Raw genomic sequence first — 18,961 nt, 5'->3', positions numbered from 1 at the left:
GCTTCCACCTATCCTTTCTGCAGCGCTACCGCGAGCTGGCCGATCACGTATCGTTGTTCTTCCTCGGTCAACTGCGTATGGAACGGAATGGCGATCGTGCGCTTAGCCATCCGTTCCGTCACGGGAAACGCGCCGGCTTCAAAGAAAAATTGCTTTCGATAGCACGGCTGCAAATGAATGGCCGGAAAATAAGGCTTCGACTGGATGCCCTTGTCATGCAGGAAGCGGATGACCCCGGCCTGATCTGCGTTTTCCGGCAAAATGACGACAAAGACGAACCAACTGATTTTACATTCCTCAAGAGCCTGCGGAAGAGTAACGGGAACCTGGTATTCCCGAAGCAGCTCCTTGTACCGCTCCGCCTTTTCCTCCCTCTTGCGCAATAGCTCGGATAGCCGCTCCATCTGGGCGACGCCGACGGCAGCTTGAAGATCGGACATCCGGTAATTGTAGCCGACCTGCGTATGCTCCAGCCAGCCGTCCTCCGGCGCTCTGCCTTGGTTGCGCAGGCCGTAGGCTGCGTTTGCGACATCCTTCCGCTGCGTGACCAGAATTCCCCCTTCGCCGGTCGTCACCTGCTTGTTGGCATAGAAGGCGAATACCCCCGCATCCCCGAACGTTCCGGCCTGTTTGCCTTTCCATTCGGCCCCCAAAGCTTCGCAGGCATCCTCGATCACATGCAGGTTGTGCTTCCTGGCGATTCGCATCAGTTCGTCCATCTGGCAGGTTTGGCCGAAGACGTGCACGGCTAAAATGGCTTTCGTGCGAGGGGTAATGACGCTTTCGATCTGTCTTGTATCCATATTTAACGTATGCGGGTCAATATCGACGAATACGGGGACGGCCCCCTCGAACAACAGACAATTGGAAGAAGCGATAAAGCTGTAAGGCGTCGTAATGACCTCATCGCCGGATTTCAGGCCGAGCGCTTTCACCGCTACGTGTAAAGCGCTTGTTCCGCTGTTCATCGCGACGGCGTGCGGAATCTGCAATTGCTGCCGGAAGGCATCCTCAAATCTACCAAGCTTTTCTCCGAAACTAAGCTGGCCCGAGTCTAGCACTTCGAGAACATATTGTTTTTCCAGATCGGTCAGATCCGGGCGGGCTAACGGCACAAACATAGTCTTTTCAATCCTTCCTAGTTGGCATTGATATGGTTAGTGTATGTCTATCTCTCAAAAAGGTTATTGGAAAATGCACATTTTTACCAAATTTTCAAAGGTTCAACCGTTGTCCATAACCCTCTGGTTGTCAGGAACATATGAATGGTTGTAGAAAGGTGGGGAGTCAATGATAGCTACTAGTGAGATGCTCTACTCTTTTTTTTCCAACCAATCGATATTGGTAACCGGCGGTACGGGCTCCATCGGTCGGGGGATTGTCGAAGCGCTTCTTCCTTACCGGCCTAAGCGTGTTGTCGTATTCAGCAAAGACGACAGCAAGCAATATATGATGAAGCTCAGCTATGAAAATGATCCTATCGTTTCGTTTTGCTTGGGTGATATCCGGGACTACGAGAGTGTCGAGAACGCGACTGTGGGCATGGATATGGTGTTTCACACTGCGGCGTTAAAGCAAGTTTCCGTATGCGAGAACTTTCCGTATGAGACGGTAAAGACCAATATTATTGGAAGCGAAAACGTCATCCGCGCCGCCATCCGCAATGGAGTGAAGAAGGTAGTCAATATCAGCACGGATAAGGTGGTGAACACGTACAACGCGCTCGGAGCCTCGAAGCTCATCGCCGAGAAGCTGTTCGCCAGCGCGAACGCCTATCCCACAAACCTGCAGACCCGGCTGTGCACCATCCGGTTCGGCAATGTGATTGGAAGCCGGGGCTCGGTTCTGCCCATTTTTCTCGATCAGGTAAGCCGAGGGAAACCGATCACGGTAACCAATCGCAAAATGACCCGTTTTTTCATTACGATTCCCGAAGCGGTGGACCGTATGATGAAGGCGGCTTATTACTGCCAAGGAGGGGAAACGTTCGTACTGAAAATGAAGTCGTTCCGAATCAGCGAATTGGCGGATGCCGTCTGCGACTATTTCGGCGAGTCGGGCGTCAGACCGCGGATTCAGACCATCGGATTGCGGCCCGGCGAGAAATTCCACGAAGAGCTGATTTTTGACTGCGAACGCGAGCGGGTTCTTGAGGATGACGCATTGTATGCCGTCTTATCGACGGAGGCCGATGCAACCGGTACGTACCTGCATTTCAAACCGGTGTCGATTCATACCTACCGTTCGAATCAAGGCGTTCACGTTACGAAAGACGAGTTGAAAAGCATTGTTGCGCAAGTGCATCAAAAATATCGGGTTCGTCATGGCGGTGGATCGGAATGAAGGACGAACGTTTTCTGCGATCGGCAGACCTGACCAAGAAGGCCGCCCGCCTCATTCCGGCAGGATGCCACACGTACAGCAAAGGAGCGGATCAGTTTCCGCAGCTCGCGCCCGGCTTTATTCAATCCGGCAGCGGCGCTTGGGTGAAGGACGTCGATCATAACACGTTTCTCGATTGGGGCATGGGCTTGCGTTCCGTTTCGCTGGGCTATGATTATTCCCGCGTGACCCGGAAGGTGATGGAGCACGTGTGTCGCGGCAGTAATTTCACCAGACCGTCTCCGATCGAGGTCGAGGTGGCAGAGCTGCTGACGGATATCATTCCGTCTGCGGATATGGTGAAGTTTGCCAAAAACGGCTCGGACGTGACGACGGCGGCGATCCGGCTCAGCCGGGCCTACACCGGACGCAAGCGGATCGCTTATTGCAAGGAGCACCCCTTCTTCAGCTTTGACGATTGGTTTATCGGTACGACCCCATGCGATAACGGCATACCGGATCAACTCTCGGAGCTGTCGGTTCCTTTTCACTACAACGATATTGCAAGCTTGGAGCGTATTTTCCAGCAGTACCCTGACGATATCGCGGCCGTCATTATGGAGCCTGTGACCGGCGAACGTCCCGCCGCCAACTTCTTGCAGCGGGTCCGCCAGCTTACGCAAAAGCACGGTGCGGTGCTTGTCTTTGACGAAATGATCACGGGCTTCCGGTTCGGACTGCCCGGGGCGCAAACGGCGTTCGGTGTCGAACCGGACCTGTCGACGTTCGGCAAAGCGATCGGCAACGGATTTTCCTGCGCGGTGCTGGCAGGGAAGCGGGAAATCATGGAACTCGGCGGACTCGATCATCCGCACACCCGCACGTTCCTGTTGTCGGCTACCAACGCGGCGGAGACGCATTCCCTCGCTGCCGTTCAAGAAACGGTGCTTGAATTCCGGGAGAAGGACATCATCGGTCATATCGAACGTACCGGGAAGAAGCTGATGGACGGTTGGCGGCAAGTGACCGCCCTTCACGGAATCGGGCGTTACTTGCAAATCGGGGGCTACCCCAACAGTCCGGTCATTGTGTGCAAGGATGAGCAGGAGAGTCCGTCTCTCGCTTTCCGCACCATTTTTCTTCAGGAAATGATTCGGGAGAGCGTGCTTATGCCTTACGTCTCGATCAGTTACTCGCATGGCGGAAGCGAAGTGGCGAAAACCCTCGGAGCGTTGGACCAAACGTGCAAGGCATACAAGAAGGCGCTGGAGCAAGGAGCGCAATCCGTATTGGTCGGCCCGGCGGTGAAACCGGTCTTTCGTAAATTTAATTAAAAGGAAGCGATTCGCATGTTCTTAGTTATTGGTCTTGGGTCGATGGGGAAACGAAGAGTGCGGGATTTGTCTGCTCTCTCAGGACAACGTGTCATTGGCTTCGATCCCCGTCCCGACAGACGCTCGGAAGCGGAAGCGAAATTCGGCATTGAAACGTTCGACTCGGTCGAACGGGCGCTGCAGCTTGGACCGCGTGCGCTCATCATTTCCACACCTCCCGATCAGCACATGCCCTACGCACATTTGGCTGCGGATTTGGGACTCCCGTTCTTTACGGAGGCGAGCGTGACGAAGGACGGCGTTCCGGAGCTGATCGCCAAACTGCAGGAGAAGCCTGGCCTTGTCGCCGCCCCCTCCTGCACGATGCGGTTTCATCCCGCTGTGGCTGTGCTCTCCAAGCTTGTAAACGACAAGACGGCAGGCGAGAGCTGCTTCTTTATGTACCATTCCGGGCAATACTTGCCCGATTGGCATCCCCACGAAGATTACCGCACGTTCTATGTTTCGCGCAAGGAGACGGGGGGCTGCCGGGAAATCGTGCCTTTCGAATGGGTGTGGCTCACTTCGCTGTTCGGGCCGATCCGGGGCGGCTTTTCCCTGAAACGAAAAGTGACCACGCTGGAGACCGATATCGACGACGTGTACCAGATGGTCATGGAATTCGCAGACGGCACGTCGGGGCAAGTCACGGTCGATGTCGTATCGCGCAAAGCGACGAGAGCCTTCTCCTTGCTGGGGGAGCAGGGGACGATACAGTGGAATTTCTCTGATTCGGCAGTAGAGGTATACGACGGAACACGGCGAACGACCAGGCGGATTCCGGTCCTGAGCGGCGACAGGCCGTTCCAATATGAGGATATGTATGTGAGTGAAATGCGGGCTTTCTTGGAAGCGATCGAAGGCGGGAAGCCGTTCCCTCATAATTATGAGCAAGATTTGGCACTTCTGGAAATGATGGAGCAATTCGAGCGTGGAAAGATAAGCTGAAGGCGGTGGAATCATGAAAATCGGCATGCTGATCACGGCCCGAAATAAATCGACGCGGCTCCCGCTCAAGCTCTTGTACGAAATCGGGGGGAAGCGGGTGATCGATCGGGTGATCGAACGGTGCAAGGCCGTTTCGTTCGTCGATCAGGTTATCCTGTGCACCTCCCCGCATCCGCAGGACGCGCTTCTTGCGGAGACGGCTTTCAAGCATGGCATCTATTACTTCACAGGCGATCCGGAGGACGTGCTGCGGCGGCTGTACGATGCTGCGACATTTTTTAGTCTAGATTATGTGTTGTCCATTACGGCCGACGATCCGTTCTTCTCGGTAGAATACGCCAACCGTCTTGCGAATCAGGCTAAATTGACGACTCCCGACTATATGGCGGTCGAAGGGCTTCCGATCGGCGCAGGCTTATACGGGATTCGTTATGAGGCGCTGAAGACGGTGATCGGATTCAAGCATCGCACCGACACCGAAATATGGGGCTACTGGTTGAACCGTCCGGATCTGTTTGACGTTCACTTGTTTCAAGCGGAGGCGGGGGAAGTCCGGGACATCCGGCTTACTTTGGATACGGCGGACGATCTCGCTTTTTTACGGTCCTTGGCGGAACATTTGAGCCCGCATGGCGGGATGAGCTACCGATCGCTGCTGTCTGCGGCCGACCGGATGCCTGCGGAGCTGTTCGTCAATCGCCATGTGCAGCAGCTCAAGCCGCCCGATGCGGTCATTGAGGATATCAACGAGCACTATGCGAAGAATAGGGAGCTGTTCGTCGCGATCAAGGAAGGCAATTATATCAAACAACGGAGGAATCGCTGATGGCGCGATTACTTGATCTATTGGAGCAATTGCGGAACGGAACGAAGACGTCGATGTATTGGATTGCAGAGCCCGCCTACGTTCACCAAGGGGAATACGAGTACTTGCTGCGTTTGATCGATGCGCTGGCAGGCAAGGGAGCGGACGCGGTCAAGTTCCATATTATGCTGAACCCGGACGAATACATGGTTCCGGAGCATCCGCTGTATAAGGAACTGCAGAAGTGGCTGTTCACCCGCGAACAGTGGCGGGAGCTGTTTGCGCGCTGCCGCAAGCATGGCATGGAAATCGTGGGACTGGCCGACGAGCTGCCTTCGCTGGAATTTCTCATCGAAGAAAATGCGGAGGCCATCGCCATCCATGCAACTAGCATCAATGACACGTATATGCTCAAGGGGCTTGCGCAAGCGAAGCAGCCGCTTTTCGTCGGGGTCGGCGGCATCTCGTTTACGGAGATCGAGTACATGCTGAAGCTGCTTGGCGAGAAGCGGAATCTCATGATGATGTACGGCATCCAGGAATATCCGACGCCTCTTGAGCATGTGCATTTGCAGAAGCTTCCTTTATATGAAGCAAAGTTTCAATGCCCGGTCGGCTATGCGGACCATACGGCAAGCCGGGAAAAGCTCGGCCGCTACTTGGCCTTCGCGACGGCTTACGGTCTCGGCGCGCGCTTGTTCGAGCAGCATGTGACGCTCGATCTGTCCGTCAAGCGGGAGGATGACGAGGCGGCCTTGGAGCCGGACGCGTTTGCCGAGCTGCGCTGGCAGTTGGAGCTCGTCTCGCGCATGACCGGCTCTGCGGTCATGAATATCGGCACGGAGGAGCGGGCTTATTTCTCCGCCGTACGCAAGTGCCTCGTCGCAGGCCAGGATCTTCCGCAAGGAACCCTTCTCGCGGAGCAGCATGTCAAATACAAGCGGACGGAAGCGCAGGGCGATATGGATCAAAGAGATATCGTCCACTTGCTGGGCAAGACGCTGCAGCAGCCCGTCCATAAAGGAGACGCATTCTGTTGGCGTCATCTTGGCGAGAACGGGCGTCCGTGATGCGGGTCTCCGCATCGCGGACGGCTCAACATCGTCACGGGAGGGAAAAGCATGTTCGGTGGGGATGAATTTAACGCACATTTGCTGCTTCGATACGGCTATACTCACGATTTGTTCGAACGGTTCTCGAAGGTTGTCTATAAGGGAGTCGAGCTCCCGCTAACGCTATTGCGGCCGTACCATGTCTTGATACGCGATTTCATCGACCGGAAACGGGAAGACGAATCGTTCGTCGAACGGAAACGCGAGCAATGGAGCTTCCGTTCGATGAAAGACGTGCAGCGGCAATTGCGGCGGTTGCCGCTGCAGCAGGAAGACTGGGGCAAGGACGCCAGCCGGGACATGATCCTGCTGTGTGGCCAATACGTCGATTTTGCACTATCCGAACTAAGCGACCGCCGAGTGCTGCTGCTGCATTCGAATCCGTACGATCTTCGGGCGCTTCAGGGAAAATCGCTTCCTTCGACGTTCGAGGTGTACAGCTTACACGAGCAGCTTCTGCGCAGCAGCGCGCCCCAGCAGGCTAGAGCCGAGCTGTTTGCGTTAATCGATGAAGCGCTGGCCGCTCCAGGGGGGGCCGCAGAGCATGAAATCTTCTCGATGCCGCGGTTTCCCGAATGGATGCGCAGCTGTATCGGGCAAGGCATCGTTTTGGTTGATTTGCTGGAAGGGGTGCTGAAGCAGTATCCGGTTGGGGCGATCATGGACCATTCGGAGTTGATCTATCCCGGGAGCATTTTGTCTCTTCTGGCGCGTTCGTACGGCTTGTCGTTCATCAATGTGCAGAACCATTTGACCAGCGACGCCTCGATGATCCCGACGAGAGCAACGCATTATGCGGTATGGGGGCCGAGCATGGCGCAATGGCTCGTCGAGCGCGGAATCGACGCAAGCTCCATCGTGCAGGTGGGCAGCCTGCGGCTGGAGCATAACGACAGGCGGATCCAAAAAACGCGCGAGCAGCTGCTTCACGAATGCTGCACGAAGCAGAAGCAAAAGCTGAAGCAGGCTCCTTTTGTTCTGGTCTACACGACGGAAAGCTATCCGGAAAGCATCAATTTTACCGTCATGAAATGGATGAAAAAGCTGGTCCGGATGATTCCGGACGTTCAGGTGATCGTCAGGCCGCATCCGAGCGACAAGCTGTCTTACGAATCGTTCGTGTCCGAACGCATTCATCTGGCGCCGTCCGGCTACGATCTGCAGGATATCCTGAACGCGTCGGATTGCGTAGCGACCATATCTTCGACGACGGCCATCGAAGGGGCCATGCTGAAGAAAGGCATCATCGTGCTCCAGCCCGAGCTCCCGTACGATTACCATATCAATTACAATGGCTATCCATATTTTCTGGACAGGGGGCAGGCGGGGCCTGTGGTGCATTCGGCCCGGGAGCTGGTGGATTGCATCGCCGCTCTTCTTTCCCGGGAAGGGGAGCCGGAGGCGGTGGTGCAGGCCGGACAGAAGTTTTTGAGGCAGATGTTGTTCACGGATGACCGGACGCCGAGCCAGAGGATGGGCGAGCTGGTGAAGCGTCTTTTGGATGACGAAAGCCGTCAGGCATCTATCCGAACCGAAGAACCGAATCATGCATCAACGAATGAAAGCCTGTTGCCGGGCGTGGAGGGGAAACGAATGGCTGACTTGAATACGATCCGCATTAGCTTAAAAGATTTTTTGATCATGGAGCTTCACACTTTGAATGTCGCGGAGGAAGTGACCAACCTGCTTGCCGCCAAGGTGAGGGAAGATCAAATTATCACCAACCAGGACATTAAGCTCGTTAAAAATTTGCGGATCTTAGTCGATTCGTACACGAATACGATTGAAAATCAAAAATAAACGGGGGGGACCGGTATGAAACGGAGACAACGCAGACTGCTTCGCCAACTTCAGTTATTAAGAAGAAGTATTCGAAAAAATAGAAGGCTGTTGATTCGTTTGATCCACGATTTGGAGCATGGGGAAAGCTGCTAATTTTCCCAATTGGAAGGAAAGCACTCATCAAGACAGGAGGCGGAACCGGTGTATGGCGGAGAGGAATGGAACCCGCATTTGCTTCTGCGTTACGGCTACACGCTGGATTTCTTCGAAGCCTTCGCTCCGCTTCGGATGCGTGGAATCGAGCTGCCCTTGGCGCTGATTCGTCCGTATCATCATTTCATCCGCAGCGCAGTCGACCGGCGAAGAACGGACGGCGCTTACGTGCGCGAACGAGGCAGCTCGTGGAACATACACTCCATGTCCGATGTCCAGACGCGGTTGCGGCGTCTCCCCGGGCCAGCGGGAAGCTTTGGGGCTGAGCCGGGCCGCGATACGATATTGCTGTGCGGCAATTACGCCGATTTTGCGCTGCGGCATTTGACCCCGCACAAAGTCATTTTGTTTTCCCATTATTTGTACGAGCGCAGATATCTGAAAAACAAAAAAATGCCCAAGTCGTTCGAGGTCTACCCGCTGGCAGATAAGCTGTTGTTCGGCACCACTTCCAAGCGGGTGCGAAAAGAGACCAAAGAGCTCCTGCGGTCGTTCGATCGGCTGCACGCCGCCTTCCGCCGGACCGCGGGGCAGCATGAGGTGCTCGCCCGAGGGGCGTTTCACCGTTGGATGCATGAGGAAATTCCATTTATCGCGGAATTGATCGATGCGCTGCACGAGCTGCTTCGTACCCGGCCGATCAAGCTGATCGTCGAGCATACGGAGCTGCCGCCCCGGCAAAGCATTCTTTCGCTGCTTGCCCGTATTCACGGCTTGCCGTTTCTTCATGTACAGCATCATTTATCCAGCGACGCCTCCATGGTGCCGACCCGGGCGAGCCATTATGCCGTGTGGGGCCGGCATATGAGGGAATGGCTGATCCACCGAGGGATTCCTCCTGCGGCCATCACGGAAACCGGCAGCGTCCGACTGGAGCTGAGTCGCAGGCCGGTCGTCCATACCCGTGACGACCTGCTTGCTTACTGCGGATGGGAACCGGGCGCGCCGATCCTCGTTTGGATGACGGAGCAGTATGACGCCTCTGTCAACTATAGCGTCGCTGCATGGCTGCAGGAGACCGTGCGGAGCCTGCCGGTTTACGCGATGATCAAGCCGCATCCCGACGATCGCTTGAGCTACGATGCGTTTGTTTCGGAGCGTCTGGCGGTCGCTCCGCCCTTTTTTCATTTGGATGAGATGCTGCATGCGGCCGACCTAGTGCTGACCATCTCGTCAACGACGGCGGTCGAAGCGGCGATGGCGGCAAAAGGAGTGATCGTGCTGCAGCCGGAAATGGCGTACGATTATCATTTGAACTATAACGGCTATGTGCGGCATTTGGCAAATGCGGAAGCGGGGGAAATCGTACATTCCGGAAGCGGGCTGACCGCCTGCTTGCGGATATGGCTGGAAGACGAATCGTTTCGCAGCGTGCTGCTGGACAAAGGCCGGTCGTTTCTGCGGAAGACGCTAAGCAGCGGGGGGATGTCGCCCGGGGCGGCCGTTTACGAGCTTGTCCGGCGGCTGCTTCAATCGAGTGGAAAGGAGCGGACGCGATGATTGGGATTGTTGGCGCCGGGGGACATGCCAAAGTCATTGCGGACATCGTAAGCTGCGGAGAGCGTGAAGAACCGATTGCTTATTTCTCGGCGGGCCTTCCCCCTGCATGGGCGGTCCGTGCCGCTCATTACCACGACAACGAGGAGCAGCTGCTGGCCCTCCGGGCATCCGTGAAGGGCTGGCATGTGGCCATCGGGAATCCTGTGGTCCGGAAGCGCAAGCTCGAGTGGCTGCTCGCCTGCGGGTTTCCGGTCATTCAGGCCGTTCACGAGCAAAGCGTTCGCGCGGAGTCGTCGGTCTTGGGGGAAGGCGCCGGCGTCATGGCTGGCGCTGTGATTAACCCGTATGCGGCGGTCGGGAGAGGCTGCATTGTGAATACGTCGTCCAGCGTGGATCATGATTGCAGGATCGGGCCATATGTGAATATCGGCCCGGGCTGCCGATTGGCCGGCGGGGTGAAGGTCGGCGAGTTAAGCGAGCTGGGGGCGGGAGTCATTGTCATTCCGGGCATGACGATCGGGAAGCGCTGCGTGATCGGCGCAGGCGCCGTCGTCATCGACCATATTCCCGACCATAGCGTCGCGGTTGGCGTACCCGCGCGGGTGATTAAACGGTCATCAAATTAAGCGACAGGAGTTATGTAGGATGAACATATGGAATCGTCTGTCCCAACAAGCGGAACAGCCGTATACGATTGCGGAAATTGCCGCCAATCATAACGGCGACATGGCTCTCGCCGAACGAATGGTCGAGAAGGCGAAGGAAGCCGGTTGCGATTGCGTGAAGTTCCAGTCCTGGACGAAAACGAGCCTGATGGTCAAGTCGGACTATGATCCGGAACTGGAGCGCACGCTGGATCAATACAGCATGACGGAAGAGAAACTTCGAACGATGAAGAGCCTTTGCGATCGCATCGGGATTGATTTTGCCTGCACGCCCTTTTCCCGCAGCGAAATCGACTTGCTGGTGCGGATCGGCGTGCCGTTCCTCAAGCTTTCCTCCACGGAAGTGACCAATCTTCCGCTGCTGCAGCACGCCGCTAGTACAGGTCTTCCTCTGATCATGTCGACCGGCATGGGAACGGAGGAGGAAATTCGGGAAGCCGTTCAGGCTGTGGAAGAAACCGGAAACACCAGGATTGTGCTGCTGCATTGCGTATCGGTCTACCCGCCGAAGGACGAGTACGTCAATTTAAACAATATCGATTCGCTGCGCGAACGGTTCGGCTATCCGACAGGGTTTTCCGACCATACGCTGGGGACCGCTATTCCGCTTGCTGCGGTCGCCAAAGGCGCATGCGTGATTGAGAAGCATTTTACGCTGGATCAGAGCTTGCCCGGCTGGGACCATAAAGTGTCCGCCACGCCCGAGCAGATGAAGGAAATTGTAGACGGCGCCCGGCGTATTAAAGCGGCATTGGGCAATTACGAGCGGCAGCTCAGCGCGGAGGAGCAGGATAACCGGCGTATTTTTCGCAGAAGCATCGTGGCGGCAAGGGACATTCCCGCAGGGAAAGTGATCGAAGCCGACGATCTGGATGCGAAGCGGCCCGGGACGGGTCTGTCTCCCTCGTTAATAAAGCAAATTATAGGGAAAAAGACATCCAGAACGATCGGCTGCGATGAGCTTCTAACGGAAACAGATTTCGCCTGAGCGAACTATTCGCCGTCGGCCCACTTCGCTCTCATCCAATTCCGCACCAGGCGGTAAAGGCGCTGCGAAGGGACCGGCGGCTTGATCGTTAACGATTGCCGCAAGAAGCGTTTTGCTTGGACGGCAAGTCGCTTTCGGGTCTTGTCATCGTGCATCAGACCGGTCAAGCATTGCCGCAAATCGTCTGCGGAACGAACGACGGCTCCGGCATGGGCTTCGGCCAAATGCTTTGGGTAGCTGTTGTTGTTAAGAATATAGTGGTAGCTCATGGAAGGCTGAAGAACAAGCAAAGGCTTCTCCAGCATCGCCGCCACCAAGGCCGTTTCCGATACGATCGTAGCCGCACAATCGCTCGCATACAGCAAATCCTGCAGCGAGTACCCGTCCGGCATCAGCCGGATATGAGAGTCCGGATGTTCATGATAAGGATAACGGTCATCCGGATGCGTCTTAATCACGACCAGCACCGGCAAATCTTGTCCGGCTTGAGAAAACCATCGCATGATCTGCTCGTTAATTTCCACGGCATAAGGCGAGGTTGTAAAAGCCACGACCCAGCGAGCATCCGATAGGCCCAGATCGTTCAGCAAGTCTTGTTTCGTTTTCAGATCTCCCCTCTGAATATCTTCGAACCGCAAGCTGCCGATCGGCGTGATTTTAGCGGGGGGGATCCCATTTTCCACCATCCAGTTTCTGGTGTGGGGACCGTATACGGCGTAATGGGAGGCGCGGGACGGAATAATATTGATATCGCTCAAGAGCCTGTTTTGCACCTGAACAAAAGGAAGATTGTATTTCAAGGCGAGCAGAGAAAGGACGTTTCCGGGGTAAATCAGCTCCGTATGATCGAGGAAGAGACCGACGGGATGCTCCCGTATGATGCGTTCGCCGACGTTGATCAAGCATATGGCATCTCTCGCCTGGGCATAAAGCCAGTTTCCGAATGGTTCCCTTCCGAATACCGGATGGTCCTTATGCTTCGCTACCAGATCGTGAACCTGACGCCATACGGGTTCGCAGAATTGAAATTGAAGAATCTCGTCGACATAAGCTTTCTGGAAATAAAAAGTTTGAAAGCCGGGGGGAAGCGTTTTGCCTTGAACGGCAGTCTGATCGTGGCTGTTGGTGATAAGGATCAGCGTTTTTCGATCGGGAAACGCCTTGAGCGCCGTATCCAGAAATTGGCCGCAGAAGGCAATGGCATCGCGCTTCGGATCCAGCGAATAGTCGCTAACCGTCTCCGGAACGTGCTGCATCCGGCCGTAATATTCATGCATCCACTGCACTTGTCTGTTCGTCCGCTGCTGCGCTAAGAACTCGGGCTGCTGCAGCTGGGCGTCGACCGTTTCTCTTATATGGTAGTAATAAGCGTCGAGGATGAGCAAAGGAAGTTCGATTCCTTCGTAGACGAGCGATTGAAAGGCGGTAAACAAATCATCCGTATAGCCGTACCGCAGCAGCATATGGTCGTTTATATGAATCTCGCTGTACATGGTTAGCTTCCCTTCCTTTCATTTCTATCATGGCCGCACAATATAATGTATGTCCAAGCGATAGTCGGTGCTACTTGGCATGTGTTCATCTTTTGCACGAGTTGGAAATTGATTCATAGAATGGTTGGAAAGCAAATCATAAGCAATGAAGGGGGCCTTGTGTTGAATAAATACGAGATTCAAGCTGAGGAATATTTCAGAAGTATGAATGCCGAACCGGAATTCAGGATCGTTCAAGAAGCGATGGAGCAGTTGATTGAAAAGTATGAACTGGCCGATAAGAGCGTTTTATGCATTGCGCCCGGGAACGGGATTGAGGAATACTGGTTTCATCAGCACGGCTGCGAGCTTACGTTTGTGGACATCGATCAATACGGATCGATCGAACCCGGTCTGAAGCTATATACGGCGGACGCCTCGTCACGGACATTGACTTATTACATTAGCGATGCCGCTCAATTTGCGGTGAAGGCCGAGCGGACGTACGAGGCTCTCTATATCAGCGGAAACCAATGATGAGTGCCGAAGAAGGAGCATTCTTGACAAGCATTCGGTATGGCCGTCGAACGAAAAGCCCTATCTTGATTTCGTCACCGCTTTAGCCGGAAGAAATTTAAAGCCGGGGGGATTATTCGTCTATCAGTCTTATTATGGGGGAGTCGACGCCTTATACAACAAGCACTACACCGGTCTTCTCAAGAAGCAATTAGGAGAAGCGGGAGTTCATTTGCTCCACTATTATGTTTTCAATGCCGCCCATAGCGTCTCCTTGACGGTAGGCTTGAAGGGAAGCGGGCAGGAGGCGGACGATTATATGCGCCGGATCAAGCATCGCCCGGAGCTGACGCTATTTCACGGAAGGTCGGAATTAAACAGGCAGGGCATTCGGAAGGTGTACGATCGGATAGACGGAATCCGGTAAATGATTGATCTTAAAAACGAATGGATCGCATAGGCATAATATAAGCAATTACATGCCGGGAGGAATGCCCATGTCGGATCTGTTCGTTGCTCGTTCGCTGGAAGAAATAAGGTTTTGGTCCCGTATTATGAAAGAACATTCCTTGTTTCTCAGACTAGGCTTTAGATGCGAAGATACTCAGTTGATTCATGAAGCGAATCACTTTTACGCTATTTTTGAAGAAATTGAACGAAAATCGCACGCTTTTCAAACGAATGCAGACCCGCAAACGATTAAACAATTTAACGTGGAAGTGTACACGGCGGCCAGCCATATTTGGGCTTTTAAAAGGAAAGTATTGGGGTTAATATTGAGCTGCCAATTACCCGGGGCAAATAACTTCCCGCTATTAGTTGATCATGTAAGCCGCGAAGCAAACTATTTTAGAAATCGATTGGCTGAGCTGAATGCCGGCAGGCTGGAACCGCTGCCCGATGCCATTATCGACGAAAACGTATTTTTCTTAAAAATCATGGCCGACCATGCCAAATTTATCGGTCATTTACTTGATCCGTCAGAACGAAAGCTGGTGGATCAAGCGCGAAACTTCAGTCATGATTTTGACCAGCTTGTCTTTCAAGCCATAGATTTAAGCTCCATGCGTCCCCAATCGCAAACGGTTCCTCTGCTAAGCCAATTTGTCGATCAGAATAAAGTGTCCGTCAAATCTTTGCGTGACTTTAAGAAAACAGCTCGCGATTTAATAAACGATTGTCGTATAAAAAGTATTATTCATCCGCTGTTAGCTGATCATGTATTTAGAGAAGCCGAGCATTTTCTTGTTATTCTTGATATGTTTGAACACTTTTTACAAGGACCGAAAAGATCCGAATCATAATTGCGACAGGCAATGAACCGGGTTAACCGATGTTCCTAGTTACTTAGGATCATCGTTTTTTTTATTTTCGCTGCTCGAGCGGAGTGCAATTATGCCGGGCAAGCGATTCATTACCTAGAAGGCGGAAGTGCCAAAGGAAAGGTAGTCATTAGAATAAAGTAATATAAACGACCGGTAATCTTTACTTATAAAAGAATCCCGGTCATTTTAATCGCCATGATTCTCCGTTACTTCCATAATCAATTTTATTTACTCGCTTTTGGAAAGTAAGAAAACCCCGGATATTTGACTACTGGCCACTTTTCCTTACGCAATGCGTTCATTAATTCGGGGCCTACATTTAAGTTCTCCTGTACTAATTGATGAGGTGTGAGCGCCATCCATTGGTTCAGAGAAACATCTTCAAAGCGATTACTCTTAAACATCTCCAAAAACCACAAACTTTGATCACCCGTGTTCTGAATATAGTGCCCAAATGCAAACGGTACATATCCTACATCCCCGGCACGATAATTGAAAGTGCGAGCTGCACCATTGCCCGCAAAAACCGTCATACGTCCCGTGCCCGAGAGATAATACTGCCATTCATCGTTGTTGGGATGCCAGTGCATTTCTCTTATTGCACCGGGTTTAATTTCTACCAAAGCTGCGGCAATTGCAGTCGAAATAGGAAAGTTGGTAGAATCGACGATACGCACCGTCCCGCCCGGAGTTACAATCGGATCTTGTGCGAGCAGTCGATGTGAAAAGGTTTTTGGTACTGTACCGAATGGGTCTGCTACCTGTTGACTTTCAAGCGAACCAGGGACGTTTCCTTGAAAAATGTATCTCTGTTGCTGTGGGATATGTGTAAAAGCGCTTGTTGGAACACCAAAATTCGCCGATAATACGTCTTTAGGCGTATGGGCGAACCAATCAGAGATCGATAAAGTATTGAGGTCAGAAAACTTACCGTCGTCGAAGACAAGCAAGAACTCACATCCTTCTTCCAACCCTTGAATAGAATGCGGTATTCCGGGAGGGAAGTACCATAGATCGCCTACGCCAACATCGGCTATGAAGTTTCTCCCGTTCTGATCGACTGCCGTAATTCGAGCGCGTCCCACAAGCATGATTGACCATTCCGCTTGCTGATGCCAATGTAACTCACGTACACCGCCCGGAGTTAGAGCCATGTTCACCCCTGCAAGAGTTGTCGCGATCGGTAGTTGTCTAACTGTCACTTCCCGTGACCAACCGCCATGATTTAATTGCATATATGTGTCAGAAAAAGAAAACTTTAAGTTGGGAATCGTTCCGGCATCGGTGGCGGGCGAAACTAACATGTCGGGGTTCTCAAGGTCTCTCAAGACGTCTCGTGGTCCTAAATCCCACCAACCGGCACCATCATTCCTTATCGGTTGCGGTATATATCCATTCCTTATTTCGTTTTCCAAAATAATTACCCCCCTCGTTCTATACATTTTGTACTGGTCACTGGTCAGATGCCTAATTTAAGTTATGCCTAGAATAAGGATTAGGAAATATGTCCCCTTAAAACTGTAAACTTCCCGCTAGAGTTTAAAACTGTGGCTCGATCTAGTCCAGAACAAATTGACCGTGCAAGTACAGATGGGAATGTGGGATTATATCATTGCGTGTCATTTGCGGCCTGTCACCTGTCCAAACAATCTTTCTACTACCGAATACACTAAATCGTGGGTACTCGGGAAGGCCGATACTCAATATTATCATTAAGGAGTGTTGACTAATGAGTTGTATCGGAGGATTCGGTGGCTTTACTACTACAGGTGTTATTCTGGTTCTTTTCATTTTGTTGGTCATTATTAGCCGCAGCCTTTGGATCTAACAATCCTGGCACTTTTCATTCTGATCGTAATCGTTGCTCGCAGTATCTGTTTTATTTAATCGGAGCTATAGAACCAAGTAGAAGAGCCACCGAGCGGTGGCTCTGTTTTTCTATGTCCGTCGAAAATCCAATAATGCCTGCTAGGAAAACATCGGTTACGTTTGGAAATCCTCCGTTTACTATTACTTATTGTTACTTGAGGATAAACAACTCCTCTACCTTTACCCCCAAAACTCTTGCCAGTTTAATCGCTAACAGTGTGCTAGGTACAAACTTACCATTTTCGATGGTGTTTATGGTTTTTCTGGTTACCCCAACCAAATCTGCTAACTGCTCCTGGGTAAGATTTAATTTGGCCCTTTGTACTTTTATTGTGTTTTCTAGGATATCTTCACTCATTTTATTCACCTTCGATATTAGTCATTTTCAAATATCAGGTAAGACACAAGGGGAGTAATGACTCCGGCAAAAATTAATGTAAACAAAACAAACCGAACTTTCAGATCAACAACTAAGCTTAGCGTAACCAAAAGTACGATCACCCCTAAGAGCACCCAAAATCCTATAGCAAAACTCTTAAGTCGAATCACTTGAATATATTCATCGTTTAAGGAACTTGCCAACTTGCGTTTTTTTCGAAGGAGTCGTGAAAATTGTACAATTCGAATGAGGAAATACCCCCAAATGAAACAACCAATGATAGAAACAGCGGAGCTCCAACCTGATAAATTCGAGCTGGGGTCGGAAGTGAAATAATGAAATAAATAGGGAAGTTGCCACACGACAAAACCAGCCAGATTACCAATAATAATTGTTCTCCTTTTAATTTCCAATTGAGCTATTTCAGATTTCAAATGTGTCTCCTCCTTTAATGATGTAACCTTTGATACTCATTATATAACCTTTGCGTTACATTTTCAAGGGGCGCAGTATGTAGGTCGTGCCGGTCATGGCCGCGCCCGTGCGCTTGGCCAGCGAGGCGAAGTCGCCGCCGCGTGCCGCGGGCGGCAGGATCACCACCGGCATCTGATTGACAAAGTATCCGAGTGTGGGCTACGGTGTCCAGCGGTTGCAGCAGGAGGGTGGAATTGACAAGAATAGAGCACATACTTCTCATTTTTGTATAAGGAAAGATCAAATTGAGGCAAGCCACAATGCATGGCGGCAGTTAAAAAGATACCCTCTCTTTTATGAATATGACATAAGGTGACGTATTTGAGGTCTATAATGGGTAGTAGATTAACGAAAGGAGTAATAAATCATGAAACGAAGAATTATTTTAGATTTAGCGGTTACTTTAGATGGTTTTATTGAAGGGAAAAATGGTGAAGTTGATTGGTGCATTATGGACTCTGAGCTGGGGTTTAATAATTTTTTAAATCAAATTGATGCCATTTTCTATGGAAGGAAAAGCTATGATTTATGGGGACAATTTACTCCGGAAATCGAACCTACGGATTCTGAAAAAGAATTTTGGGAATTGATTCATAGTAAAGAGAAATATGTGTTTTCCAGGACGCAAAAGGGGACTGATACTAAAGCAGTATTCATAAATGATCGTATTCTCGAAGAAGTAAATAAAATAAAGAATAAGCCTGGTAAAGACATCTGGCTATATGGTGGAGCAAGTCTGATTACAACTTTTATCAATTTAGGACTTGTTGATGAATTTAGATTATCTGTTCACCCTGTTGTTTTGGGGGAAGGGAAACCGCTGTTTGTGGATATAAAACAGAGGTTGAATTTAAAAATGGTTAATACCAGAACATTCTCCTCAGGCGTTGTACAACTAATTTATCGTTAAGGCTGAGAAGACTCCCTCTTCGATAAGGGGGAGATGAATCAGCATATCTTGTATATAAATGCGAACATATGTGCTATAATTATCATAAAATCACCAAGGAAGGTAAATGCTCGGATGTTGCATCATAAAGCTTTTCGCTTTCGCATCTATCCTACGGAAGAGCAAACGACGCTGATCCATCAGATGTTTGGATGCGCTCGCTTTGTCTTTAACCACTTCCTTGCAAGGTGGAACGACACCTTCCAAGAAACAGGCAGAGGCTTGTCTTACCAGACCTGTGCAACCAGGCTGCCAGCGTTGAAAAAGGA

General features: G+C 51.6%; 20 protein-coding genes. 15 read left to right on the top strand and 5 right to left on the bottom strand.

Annotated elements, in window-relative coordinates:
- Nucleotides 1-8 precede the first annotated feature (8 nt).
- Nucleotides 9-1,121 (bottom strand): DegT/DnrJ/EryC1/StrS family aminotransferase, encoded by a 1,113-nt coding sequence (locus ET33_RS07095; RefSeq protein ID WP_036678624.1) that lies wholly within the window; start codon nt 1,119-1,121, stop codon nt 9-11.
- Between the two features lie 169 nt (nt 1,122-1,290).
- Here ET33_RS07095 and ET33_RS07090 point away from each other — a divergent pair, with 169 nt between their 5' ends.
- From ET33_RS07090 to ET33_RS07050, 9 genes are all read left to right on the top strand, one after another.
- Nucleotides 1,291-2,343, top strand: coding sequence for a polysaccharide biosynthesis protein (locus ET33_RS07090; RefSeq protein ID WP_036678621.1), 1,053 nt, complete (start codon nt 1,291-1,293; stop codon nt 2,341-2,343).
- Nucleotides 2,340-3,656 carry a glutamate-1-semialdehyde 2,1-aminomutase gene (locus ET33_RS07085; protein WP_036678619.1) on the top strand — a complete coding sequence of 439 codons (1,317 nt, stop codon included), beginning with the start codon at nt 2,340-2,342 and terminating at the stop codon, nt 3,654-3,656. Before ET33_RS07090 ends, ET33_RS07085 begins: the two co-directional genes overlap by 4 nt.
- A gap of 15 nt (nt 3,657-3,671) precedes the next feature.
- The gene (locus tag ET33_RS07080; protein ID WP_036678616.1) at nt 3,672-4,643 is read left to right on the top strand and encodes a Gfo/Idh/MocA family protein; all 972 of its coding nucleotides are present in this window, start codon (nt 3,672-3,674) and stop codon (nt 4,641-4,643) included.
- A gap of 13 nt (nt 4,644-4,656) precedes the next feature.
- Nucleotides 4,657-5,469 carry a cytidylyltransferase domain-containing protein gene (locus ET33_RS07075; protein WP_036678613.1) on the top strand — a complete coding sequence of 271 codons (813 nt, stop codon included), beginning with the start codon at nt 4,657-4,659 and terminating at the stop codon, nt 5,467-5,469.
- Nucleotides 5,469-6,518: an N-acetylneuraminate synthase family protein gene (locus tag ET33_RS07070; protein WP_036678610.1), complete on the top strand. Its 1,050-nt coding sequence runs from the start codon at nt 5,469-5,471 to the stop codon at nt 6,516-6,518. Before ET33_RS07075 ends, ET33_RS07070 begins: the two co-directional genes overlap by 1 nt.
- 51 nt (nt 6,519-6,569) lie before the next feature.
- A complete protein-coding gene (locus tag ET33_RS07065) occupies nt 6,570-8,360 on the top strand; it encodes a CDP-glycerol glycerophosphotransferase family protein (RefSeq protein ID WP_036678607.1) in 1,791 nt (596 codons plus the stop codon).
- Nucleotides 8,361-8,543: 183 nt separating this feature from the next.
- Nucleotides 8,544-10,055 carry a glycosyltransferase family 28 protein gene (locus tag ET33_RS07060; protein ID WP_036678604.1) on the top strand — a complete coding sequence of 504 codons (1,512 nt, stop codon included), beginning with the start codon at nt 8,544-8,546 and terminating at the stop codon, nt 10,053-10,055.
- Entirely contained in the window at nt 10,052-10,681 is a 630-nt protein-coding gene (locus tag ET33_RS07055) for an acetyltransferase (protein WP_036678601.1), read from the top strand. Before ET33_RS07060 ends, ET33_RS07055 begins: the two co-directional genes overlap by 4 nt.
- A gap of 19 nt (nt 10,682-10,700) precedes the next feature.
- Nucleotides 10,701-11,708, top strand: a complete 1,008-nt coding sequence (locus ET33_RS07050; RefSeq protein WP_051775158.1) for an N-acetylneuraminate synthase family protein — start codon at nt 10,701-10,703, stop codon at nt 11,706-11,708.
- 5 nt (nt 11,709-11,713) lie between these two features.
- On the opposite strand, the gene ET33_RS07045 is transcribed toward ET33_RS07050, so the two are convergent.
- Complete coding sequence (locus tag ET33_RS07045; RefSeq protein ID WP_036678598.1) at nt 11,714-13,201, bottom strand: hypothetical protein; 1,488 nt, start codon at nt 13,199-13,201, stop codon at nt 11,714-11,716.
- 162 nt (nt 13,202-13,363) lie between these two features.
- Between ET33_RS07045 and ET33_RS07040 the strand changes: the two genes are divergently transcribed.
- From ET33_RS07040 to ET33_RS07030, 3 genes are all read left to right on the top strand, one after another.
- Nucleotides 13,364-13,717, top strand: a complete 354-nt coding sequence (locus ET33_RS07040; RefSeq protein ID WP_036678595.1) for a methyltransferase domain-containing protein — start codon at nt 13,364-13,366, stop codon at nt 13,715-13,717.
- A 211-nt stretch (nt 13,718-13,928) separates the two neighbouring features.
- On the top strand, nt 13,929-14,123 hold the full coding sequence (locus tag ET33_RS07035) for a hypothetical protein (protein WP_036678592.1): 195 nt from the start codon (nt 13,929-13,931) through the stop codon (nt 14,121-14,123).
- 70 nt (nt 14,124-14,193) lie between these two features.
- Nucleotides 14,194-15,000 (top strand): DUF2935 domain-containing protein, encoded by an 807-nt coding sequence (locus ET33_RS07030; RefSeq protein ID WP_036678588.1) that lies wholly within the window; start codon nt 14,194-14,196, stop codon nt 14,998-15,000.
- A 245-nt stretch (nt 15,001-15,245) separates the two neighbouring features.
- Here ET33_RS07030 and ET33_RS07025 read toward each other — a convergent pair whose 3' ends face one another.
- Nucleotides 15,246-16,436 carry an oxalate decarboxylase family bicupin gene (locus ET33_RS07025; protein ID WP_036678584.1) on the bottom strand — a complete coding sequence of 397 codons (1,191 nt, stop codon included), beginning with the start codon at nt 16,434-16,436 and terminating at the stop codon, nt 15,246-15,248.
- Between the two features lie 314 nt (nt 16,437-16,750).
- Between ET33_RS07025 and ET33_RS39650 the strand changes: the two genes are divergently transcribed.
- Nucleotides 16,751-16,849 (top strand): dihydroorotate dehydrogenase, encoded by a 99-nt coding sequence (locus tag ET33_RS39650; RefSeq protein ID WP_081890231.1) that lies wholly within the window; start codon nt 16,751-16,753, stop codon nt 16,847-16,849.
- 192 nt (nt 16,850-17,041) lie between these two features.
- On the opposite strand, the gene ET33_RS07020 is transcribed toward ET33_RS39650, so the two are convergent.
- Nucleotides 17,042-17,248, bottom strand: a complete 207-nt coding sequence (locus ET33_RS07020; RefSeq protein ID WP_036678581.1) for a helix-turn-helix transcriptional regulator — start codon at nt 17,246-17,248, stop codon at nt 17,042-17,044.
- A gap of 17 nt (nt 17,249-17,265) precedes the next feature.
- Entirely contained in the window at nt 17,266-17,703 is a 438-nt protein-coding gene (locus ET33_RS07015; protein WP_036678578.1) for a hypothetical protein, read from the bottom strand.
- A gap of 407 nt (nt 17,704-18,110) precedes the next feature.
- Between ET33_RS07015 and ET33_RS07010 the strand changes: the two genes are divergently transcribed.
- Nucleotides 18,111-18,653, top strand: coding sequence for a dihydrofolate reductase family protein (locus ET33_RS07010; RefSeq protein WP_036678576.1), 543 nt, complete (start codon nt 18,111-18,113; stop codon nt 18,651-18,653).
- 114 nt (nt 18,654-18,767) lie between these two features.
- On the top strand, nt 18,768-18,961 hold a 194-nt coding region (locus tag ET33_RS07005), incomplete at its 3' end, for a helix-turn-helix domain-containing protein (protein WP_036679787.1).

Source organism: Paenibacillus tyrphae, assembly GCF_000722545.1.
Lineage (GTDB): Bacteria > Bacillota > Bacilli > Paenibacillales > NBRC-103111 > Paenibacillus_G > Paenibacillus_G tyrfis.
Note: the sequence above shows the minus strand (reverse complement) of the source record. Positions and strands in the feature narration are given on the sequence as shown.